This window comes from Pseudomonas sp. P5_A12 (assembly GCF_056400685.1).
Genome location: NZ_JBFUKU010000261.1, coordinates 1 through 7,303 on the forward strand (window position 1 = coordinate 1; position 7,303 = coordinate 7,303).

General features: G+C 57.2%; 9 protein-coding genes. 2 read left to right on the forward strand and 7 right to left on the reverse strand.

Going from position 1 to position 7,303, the window contains the following annotated elements; all coding sequences use genetic code 11:
- Window positions 1–366 precede the first annotated feature (366 nt).
- Window positions 367–729: a hypothetical protein gene (locus AC1DSG_RS24595; protein ID WP_477793220.1), complete on the forward strand. Its 363-nt coding sequence runs from the start codon at window positions 367–369 to the stop codon at window positions 727–729.
- Window positions 730–852: 123 nt separating this feature from the next.
- Here the strand turns inward: AC1DSG_RS24595 and AC1DSG_RS24600 are convergent, their stop codons facing one another.
- From AC1DSG_RS24600 to AC1DSG_RS24615, 4 genes are all read right to left on the reverse strand, one after another.
- Window positions 853–1,866, reverse strand: a complete 1,014-nt coding sequence (locus tag AC1DSG_RS24600) for an ABC transporter substrate-binding protein (RefSeq protein WP_477793221.1) — start codon at window positions 1,864–1,866, stop codon at window positions 853–855.
- Entirely contained in the window at window positions 1,863–2,396 is a 534-nt protein-coding gene (locus AC1DSG_RS24605) for a sigma-70 family RNA polymerase sigma factor (RefSeq protein WP_477793222.1), read from the reverse strand. The genes AC1DSG_RS24600 and AC1DSG_RS24605 overlap by 4 nt, the downstream gene beginning before the upstream one ends.
- Window positions 2,397–2,513: 117 nt before the next feature.
- Window positions 2,514–3,422 carry a phosphate/phosphite/phosphonate ABC transporter substrate-binding protein gene (locus AC1DSG_RS24610; protein WP_477793223.1) on the reverse strand — a complete coding sequence of 303 codons (909 nt, stop codon included), beginning with the start codon at window positions 3,420–3,422 and terminating at the stop codon, window positions 2,514–2,516.
- A gap of 26 nt (window positions 3,423–3,448) precedes the next feature.
- Window positions 3,449–4,387 carry a fatty acid desaturase gene (locus AC1DSG_RS24615; protein ID WP_477793224.1) on the reverse strand — a complete coding sequence of 313 codons (939 nt, stop codon included), beginning with the start codon at window positions 4,385–4,387 and terminating at the stop codon, window positions 3,449–3,451.
- A 338-nt stretch (window positions 4,388–4,725) separates the two neighbouring features.
- On the opposite strand from AC1DSG_RS24615, the gene AC1DSG_RS24620 reads away from it, so the two are divergent.
- The gene (locus tag AC1DSG_RS24620; RefSeq protein WP_477793225.1) at window positions 4,726–5,145 is read left to right on the forward strand and encodes a GNAT family N-acetyltransferase; all 420 of its coding nucleotides are present in this window, start codon (window positions 4,726–4,728) and stop codon (window positions 5,143–5,145) included.
- A 126-nt stretch (window positions 5,146–5,271) separates the two neighbouring features.
- Here AC1DSG_RS24620 and def read toward each other — a convergent pair whose 3' ends face one another.
- The 3 genes from def to AC1DSG_RS24635 form a co-directional block, all read right to left on the reverse strand.
- Window positions 5,272–5,811, reverse strand: a complete 540-nt coding sequence (def, locus tag AC1DSG_RS24625; protein WP_223511909.1) for a peptide deformylase — start codon at window positions 5,809–5,811, stop codon at window positions 5,272–5,274.
- The gene (locus tag AC1DSG_RS24630; RefSeq protein WP_477793226.1) at window positions 5,808–6,767 is read right to left on the reverse strand and encodes a YihY/virulence factor BrkB family protein; all 960 of its coding nucleotides are present in this window, start codon (window positions 6,765–6,767) and stop codon (window positions 5,808–5,810) included. Before AC1DSG_RS24630 ends, def begins: the two co-directional genes overlap by 4 nt.
- Window positions 6,768–6,939: 172 nt before the next feature.
- Window positions 6,940–7,131, reverse strand: coding sequence for a CsbD family protein (locus AC1DSG_RS24635; RefSeq protein ID WP_477793227.1), 192 nt, complete (start codon window positions 7,129–7,131; stop codon window positions 6,940–6,942).
- Between the last annotated feature and the right edge of the window lie 172 nt (window positions 7,132–7,303).

Here is a 7,303-nt window from a genome sequence, read left to right on the forward strand (position 1 = left end):
GTCGTGCAATCAGATGATGCGGTGTTTCAGGAAGACCGCAAACTCAGGTTTTACGACTGCTGCGCAGCCGAACGCAGGCTTCGCCAGCTGCTACAGATCGCGTAATGGCTTAACTGATCGGCATTACCCGCCAGGGGCTCTTTTGCTTTAAACCTTCCGACCGTTAGTCTCTTACTTCGGTTAAAAAGCCAATACCTGTAACTTCTGACAGTAGACGCTCACCCTTGCCTGGAAAATCATGGCCCAGCCGCGTTCGCAGAATAACCGGGGCTCTATTGATAACCCGCAAGGAAGAAAAACTATGAATACAGAAAAAAAGCAATCGGGCTGTTCAGCGTAAAAGCCAGGGTAAACGGCGGAGATGAGGTGTCTATTCCAACTACGTACCACGTTCTGCTGGTGAACCGAGATCAACTGCGGGTTGGCGGATTCAACATTGACTCCCCTCCCGCTGTATGGGGGGCCGGACTGGATATCAAAGGCAAAATCGAACCTGGCTCGTATCCATTCACAGAACCAGATGCAGAGGGTCTTATCGTTATTGGATTGTACAACCCAAAAGAGCCCGCGAACTTCTGGGAGGGGCAAGTGGAAGGAGGCGTAATTACTTTGCTTGAAGTAGACCTGGCAAAAAAATTTGCACGAGGCAGCTTCAAATTCACCGCAGTAGATCAGCAAAACCCTAAAAATACCGCAGAGGTCAGTGGTGATTTTTCGCTGACAGAATAGACCTGGCCCAACGAAATATTCCAACTAAAAATATTGCCCCTCAACGTTCGAGGGGCAGCTTTTCGGAGAAGACTCATTCAACTGCAATGGCTTCCCCTCAACCTTTAACCAGGCACTACAAAATTACAGACTTGCACTCACTTTGGTAGCCACCTCTCCCGGCACCCAACCCTTCCACACCTGCGGTTGCTCCCGTAAAAACGCCTGAGCCACTTCACGTGGTTGCAGGCGTTTTTCGCTCATCTGTCCCAGCGTCTGGTTCAGCAGATCGATCGGCAAATCGACCTTTTCAAAGAATTCCACCAAGTCCGGGTACTGCGCCTTGAACGGCGCCGACACGCCAATGGCCAGGCTGGCCGGCATCGAGCGCGTGCCCTTGGGGTTTGGGTTGTTCGCATCGGCCAGGGTCTTCCAGGCTTGCGCGTCGAACGGCGGTTCTTCAAGTTTCACCAGTTTGAAACGACCCAGCAGCGGCGTCGGCGACCAGTAGTAGAACAGCACCGGTTTGCCACGGCGGATCGATGAAGCGACCTCGGCATCCAGTGCCGCGCCGGAACCGGTGCGGAAATTGACGTAGCTGGCGGTCAGGTCATAGGCCTTGAGTTTTTGGCTGTTGACGATCTCCGACGTCCAGCCGGTGGGGCTGTTGAGGAAGCGGCCGCGACTCGGGTCTTCCGGGTCGCGAAACACATCCTTGTACTTCGCCAGATCAGCAACAGACTTCAACTCCGGGGCCAGCGGCTTGATGCCACGCTCCGGGTCGCCCTTGATCACGTATTCCGGCACCCACCACCCTTCGGTGGCGCCTTTGACCGTGTCGCCCAACCCAAACACCTTGCCCTCGGCAGACGCCTTTACCCACGCTGGACTGCGCCCCGCCCACTCTTCGCCGATCACTTGAATGTCATTTTTGGCCAAGGCCGCTTCGAGGCTGACGGTGCTGCCCGGCAACGTGTCGGTCGGGTAGCCATACCCTTTCTCGACAATCAGCCGCAGGATTTCGGTGATCAGGCTACCGCTCTCCCAGGTGATGTCGCCGAAGTGAATGGGCGCGACTTTTTCCGCCGCCGGAACCTGGCTGGCCACCAGGCTGAGCGCCAGCAGCGAACTGCCGAGCAGGGTTTTGATCGATCTCATGCGGACCTCCGGGTCAAGGGTTGGTTGGCGCTGTGCCGGGCGCACAGGGCTTGGGTGCGGGTCATGTAAACGCTGACCGAACGCTGGGAAATGCCCAGCTCGGCGGCAATTTGCGGATAGGTCAGGCCGTCGACGCGCGACAGCAGGAAGGTCGCCCTGACTTTGCCCGGCAAGCGCTCGAGGGTGCGGTCCAGCGTGTTCAGAGCTTGCGAGAACTGCATCAACTCTTCAGGTGATGGTGCGCCAGGCAGGTCCGTCTGCTGTAAGCGCTCAATGTGCTGGCGCTCCAGATTTGCGCGGCGCCAAAGCTCATAAACTCGTCGGCGGGCGATGGTGGTGAGCAACGCGCGCGGCTCACGAATGGGTGTCAGGTTTGGGGATTCGAGCAATTGCACAAAGGTGTCGACGGCGATGTCTTCGACATTTGTGCTGGCTCCCAACTGCTGGCGCAAGCTCGCGCACAGCCAAGGGTAGTGGGCGCGGAACAATCCGCCCACGTGATTGCGATGGGATAGGTCGGTGCCGGACATAGAGGCTCCAAGGGTTAGGGGTCGCTGAATGTCCGGTGATCCGGTGGCGCGATCCTAACAAGGAGCCTTATTCTTTAATAATATTTAAAAAGCATTTTTATATTCTATTTTGAAATTTCAGCGTAAACGTCCGTAGCCCAGCGTTTGCGCTTCATGCTGATAGTCGAGGACGACTTGATAGTCGATTTCGCTGGCGGGCAGCACCTCTTTTAGCCCGAGGATTTCAGCGACGTCAGGCAGTTCGCTCAAGGTCTGATTCATCACCTGCCGCAGGTGCTCAGCCTGTTCACTGGAAGTCCCGGCGGCGGAGATGTACGGCAAGGTCGGACTGAACGCGCTTCGGGCAATGACGTGCAGGCCGGCGACTTCTTCGCCGGCATGTCGCGCCAGATAAGCAAAGGTCACGCTGTCGATGGCCGCCAGATCCGCTTGATCTTCACGCAGCCAGCGCAGGCTTTCGCGGTGGCTGCCGCTGATGGCGACACTGGCAAAGAACTGTCCTTCGCGATGCAGCGGCGCCAGTCGATGGCGCAGCAGGTTCATGCCGCTGTTGGAATCTTCACCATTGATCACGCCACGGCTGTCGTAAAAGTCAGTCAAGGTCCGCCGAAGGTCATCGGCGCGACTCAACAGCAGGCTGCAATGGCTGCCACCGCTGCTGTCCGGCAATTCATAACGAGGCCGCCCGATCACCCGGACCCGACCGCGCAATGCCGTCATCAGCGGGTAGCCGCAGGTTTGGGTCAGCAGCAGATGCGGGGAGAGCCAGAGGTCCGTCAGTGACAGGTCTTTGGCATCAAGACGATCGCTACCGAGCCGTTCAAGAATGCGCGTCAGCCAGCGTTCGTTGGCCTGGCGGATCGGCTCTGGGGCGACATACATCAGTAATTCGGCAAGGTGTTGAGTCATCAAAATCGTCCCGGCGAAAAATTTCCACTGTGGGAGCGAGCCTGCTCGCGATGAGGGTGTGTCAGTTAACAACAATGTCGACTGACAGGGCCCTTTCGCGAGCAGGCTCGCTCCCACAGGGTGCAGGTGTTAATCCCGAAAAATCAGTGGAACGGATGTTGTGGGCTGTCTATTGCTTTGATCCCGTTCTGGCGCCACAACCGCCCATAACCCCGCACCAGAAACCCGCCACTGCGCTCAATCCATTGCTCGCGACGTGCGTGATAAGCCCGCGGCAAGTCGTACCACGGCAGCCCCGGCAAGTCGTGATGCACCAGGTGAAAATTAAGGTTCAGGAACAGCAAGCGCCAAGGCCACGCGGCTTCGTTGAGCACGGTTCGTTGCTCAGGGGCGGCGTGGGGACGATGTTCATAGTAGGAGCGAATCATCGCAATCGACAGCGCGGGCACACTGATCAGGAACAGGTAATGCCACACCGGCAGCACGCTGTAGCGGGCGATGAACGCCAGCATCAGCAAGGTCAGTGCGCCGTGGCTTAGCCACATAAACCAGGCTTGTCGATGGCCGGCTTTCAGTCGCGGCCCTTCTTCCCGAACCAGCGCCAGTAATGCCAGCGGTGCGCCGAACACAAAACGACCCAGGACGGTTTTGTTCAGCCAGTGCAGGCCCTGCTCGAACAGCGAACTGCCCTGCCACTGCTCGGTGCTCAGGTAGCGGCTTTCCGGATCGCGACCGGGAAGGGTCAGGTCTTCGTCGCGGTGATGCAGCAGATGGCTGTCGCGATACAGGGTGTAGGGATACCAGACAGCGAACGGTGCGTAGCCGAGGACTTTGTTTAGCCATGTCCAGCGGGTCGGATGACCGTGCAGCAATTCGTGCTGCACCGACAACCACAACACCAGCAGTGGAATTAGCAACACCGTGCTCCACCACCCCAATCGATCACTCGTYAGTATCAGACTGAACCAACCACCATACACGCCGATCAACAACAGCCAGGTCGGCCACTCGGTGCGGGCGGTCAGGCGTTGGCCCAGGGTTTTGATTTCTTCTTGGTGGACGCTATCGAAGTAATGGGGCATGGCGTTGCTCAGATCGGGAACCAGTCCACCTCTGTGCAACAGCCTGGGGAAATCTTGCAGATGATTTGCTTATATCGTTAGACGAGCAGCAGGAGCCCGATTGCCGGGCTCCCTTGGAGCGGGATCAATGACCGAACACATCCACCTTCTTGGCCTTCTTGTCCGCGCGCTTTTCGATGGCGGTTTTCGCCGGCTTTTTCTTCGCTGCTTTCTTCGAATCCATACCTTTGGACATGATGCGTACTCCACTCACACGGGATGTGAGATCAGGTATACACCTATCCCTGCGCGCGTGTTCTTTTATAATCGCAGGCTTTGCACACTGACAGTCCAGACCCATGCCCGACACCCGGTACACCTTGCTCGACGAGCCGTTATGGCCACTGATGAACAAATTTTATCGCGCTCACCAATCGCCGATGAAGGCCGTGCGCGACGCGCGGTTATGGGTCGCGCGGCGCGATGAGATTGTAGCGGCGCTGTGTTTGCGGCCGGTGGCGGGCGGGCATTGGCTGACCGGGCTGTTTGTGGATCCGGCCTGTCGCGAACAAGGGGTTGCCGGCGCGTTGATCGCCGCGGCGGTCAAGGACCTCGACCTTCCGGTGTGGTTGTTTTGCCATCCGGATTTACGTGGTTTTTATGAACGTCGCGGCTTCGCCTTCGATCCGCAGATGCCCTATGCCATGGTTGAACGGTTGAGCCGCTATGCGCGCAGCAAGCCGATGATTGCGATGGGGCTGGAGCCGGCTAAAGACTAGTGAGGATCTACTGTGGGAGCGAGACCGGCTTGCCGGCGATAGCGGTGTGTCAGTCAGCAAAGTTGTGTCTGATACACCGCTATCGCGAGCAGGCTCGCTCCCACGGGGGTTTGAGGTAATTTTGAATCAGTCGTCAGCGTTGGGATCAAGATCGGGGAACATGACCTCGGTAAACCCGAACTTGCTGAAGTCGGTAATCCGCGACGGGTACAAACGGCCGATCAGGTGATCGCATTCATGCTGCACCACACGCGCATGGAACCCTGAAGCAATGCGCACGATGGGCTGGCCCTTGGGGTCGACTCCTTCGTAGCGAATCTGCTGGTAACGCTCCACGGCGCCGCGCAGGCCCGGCACGGACAGGCAACCTTCAAACCCCTCTTCCAGCGTCGGGCTCAACGGCGTGATCAGCGGATTGATCAGAATGGTTTGCGGCACCGCTTCTGCGTCCGGATAGCGCTCGCTGTGCTCGAAACCGAAAATCACCAGTTGCAGGTCGACCCCAATCTGCGGCGCAGCCAAGCCAACGCCACCGACGCTTTCCATGGTCTGGAACATGTCGTCGATCAATTGCCACAACTCGGGGCTGTCGAACATCTCGGCCGGAACCGGCGGGGCAATGCGCAGCAGGCGCTCATCGCCCATTTTCAGAATTTCACGGATCATTTGATGACTTCGTCAGTGGAGGGATGGACCGAGTGATCGCGCCCCAATCCCGAAACGTGGTGTTTTTGATGGTCATGGCCGGGCTCTCCAGGGTACTTCTCGCCGGGGTCCTTGCCCTCCCTCGACATGTGTTCGATTACCGCATTCATCTCCGCGCCGAGCAACAGCACCGCGGAAGAAATGTAGAAGTACAGCAATAGCACGATGATCGCGCCGATACTGCCATACATGGCGTTGTAATCGGCGAACGTTTTGACGTACAGACCGAAGCCCACGGAGGCGAGGATCCACACCACCACCGCCAGCACCGATCCTGGCGTAATGAACCGAAACTCTTGTTTGACGTCCGGCATGACGTAATAAATCAACGCCACCGCGACCATCAACAAAATCACAACGACAGGCCAGCGAAGGATGGTCCACACGGTGACGATAAAGTCTTCAAGGCCGACTTGCGAGGCGATCCAGCCCATCACCTGTGGGCCGAGCACCATCAGCGCCGCGGCGATCAACAGCATCCCGGCGATGCCGATGGTGTAGATGATCGACAACGGAAAGCGCTTCCACGCCGGTCGGCCTTCGACCACGTCGTAGGCGGCGTTCATGGCGCTCATCATCAGCCGCACACCGGCGGAAGCTGTATACAGCGCAATCACGATACCCACCGAGAGCAAGCCCCCCTTGGATTGCTGAAGCTGGTCAATCACCGGGTTGACCTGTTCCAGCGCTTGGGGCGGCAAGACCAGTTCCGATTGCAGGCGCAGCCAGGAGAAAAAATCCGGCAGGTGCAGGAAACCGATCAGCGCAATCAGGAACAGGATGAAGGGAAACAACGAGAACAACATCTGATAGGCCAGCGCCGAGGCATAGGTCGACATTTCATCGTCGATGAACTCGGTGACCGTGCGCATCATCACGCGGTGCAGGGGCAGATTTTTCATGTCCGGGAAAATCATTAGCGTCTCCTTTCGCCGCAAGATCGGGAGTCAGTCATGGCGACTCAAKGGCCGTTTTCTACATCAAAGTAGCCTACTTGGCGACTTTGAAACAATTTCAGTGATCAAGTTCAGGCTGATACAAAAACGGCCATCCGTGGATGGCCGTTCCTGATCATCCTCAATTGCCAAATCAAGCCTCGTCGACACCTTTCTTGATGGCGTCTTTGGCTTTGCCCACCGCTTGCTGAGCTTCGCCTTTCCTTTCCTGAACTTTGCCTTCGGCTTGCAGCTTGGGGTTGTCGGTTGCTTTGCCGACACCTTGCTTGACGTTGCCGACCGCTTCGTTCGCCATGCCTTTTACTTTATCGCCAGTGCTGCTCATGGTGTTTCTCCTGTGAACAATTCAATGAGAAAAGTCGTTACACAAGGATTGACCGGAGGCGTTTGCACGGAGTTTCATTTATTTTGTACCGCACATTTCGTCGATCTCGACAGGTTGGGCTTTATGTTTGGCGACCAACCCCCGAGAATGCGCAACGTATTCAGGCCATGGC

Coding starts and splice junctions, on each gene's coding strand:
- AC1DSG_RS24600 (WP_477793221.1), bottom strand. CDS start 1,866: ATGAGATCGATCAAAACCCTGCTCGGCAGTTCGCTGCTGGCGCTCAGC.
- AC1DSG_RS24605 (WP_477793222.1), bottom strand. CDS start 2,396: ATGTCCGGCACCGACCTATCCCATCGCAATCACGTGGGCGGATTGTTC.
- AC1DSG_RS24620 (WP_477793225.1), top strand. CDS start 4,726: ATGCCCGACACCCGGTACACCTTGCTCGACGAGCCGTTATGGCCACTG.
- def (WP_223511909.1), bottom strand. CDS start 5,811: ATGATCCGTGAAATTCTGAAAATGGGCGATGAGCGCCTGCTGCGCATT.
- AC1DSG_RS24630 (WP_477793226.1), bottom strand. CDS start 6,767: ATGATTTTCCCGGACATGAAAAATCTGCCCCTGCACCGCGTGATGATG.
- AC1DSG_RS24635 (WP_477793227.1), bottom strand. CDS start 7,131: ATGAGCAGCACTGGCGATAAAGTAAAAGGCATGGCGAACGAAGCGGTC.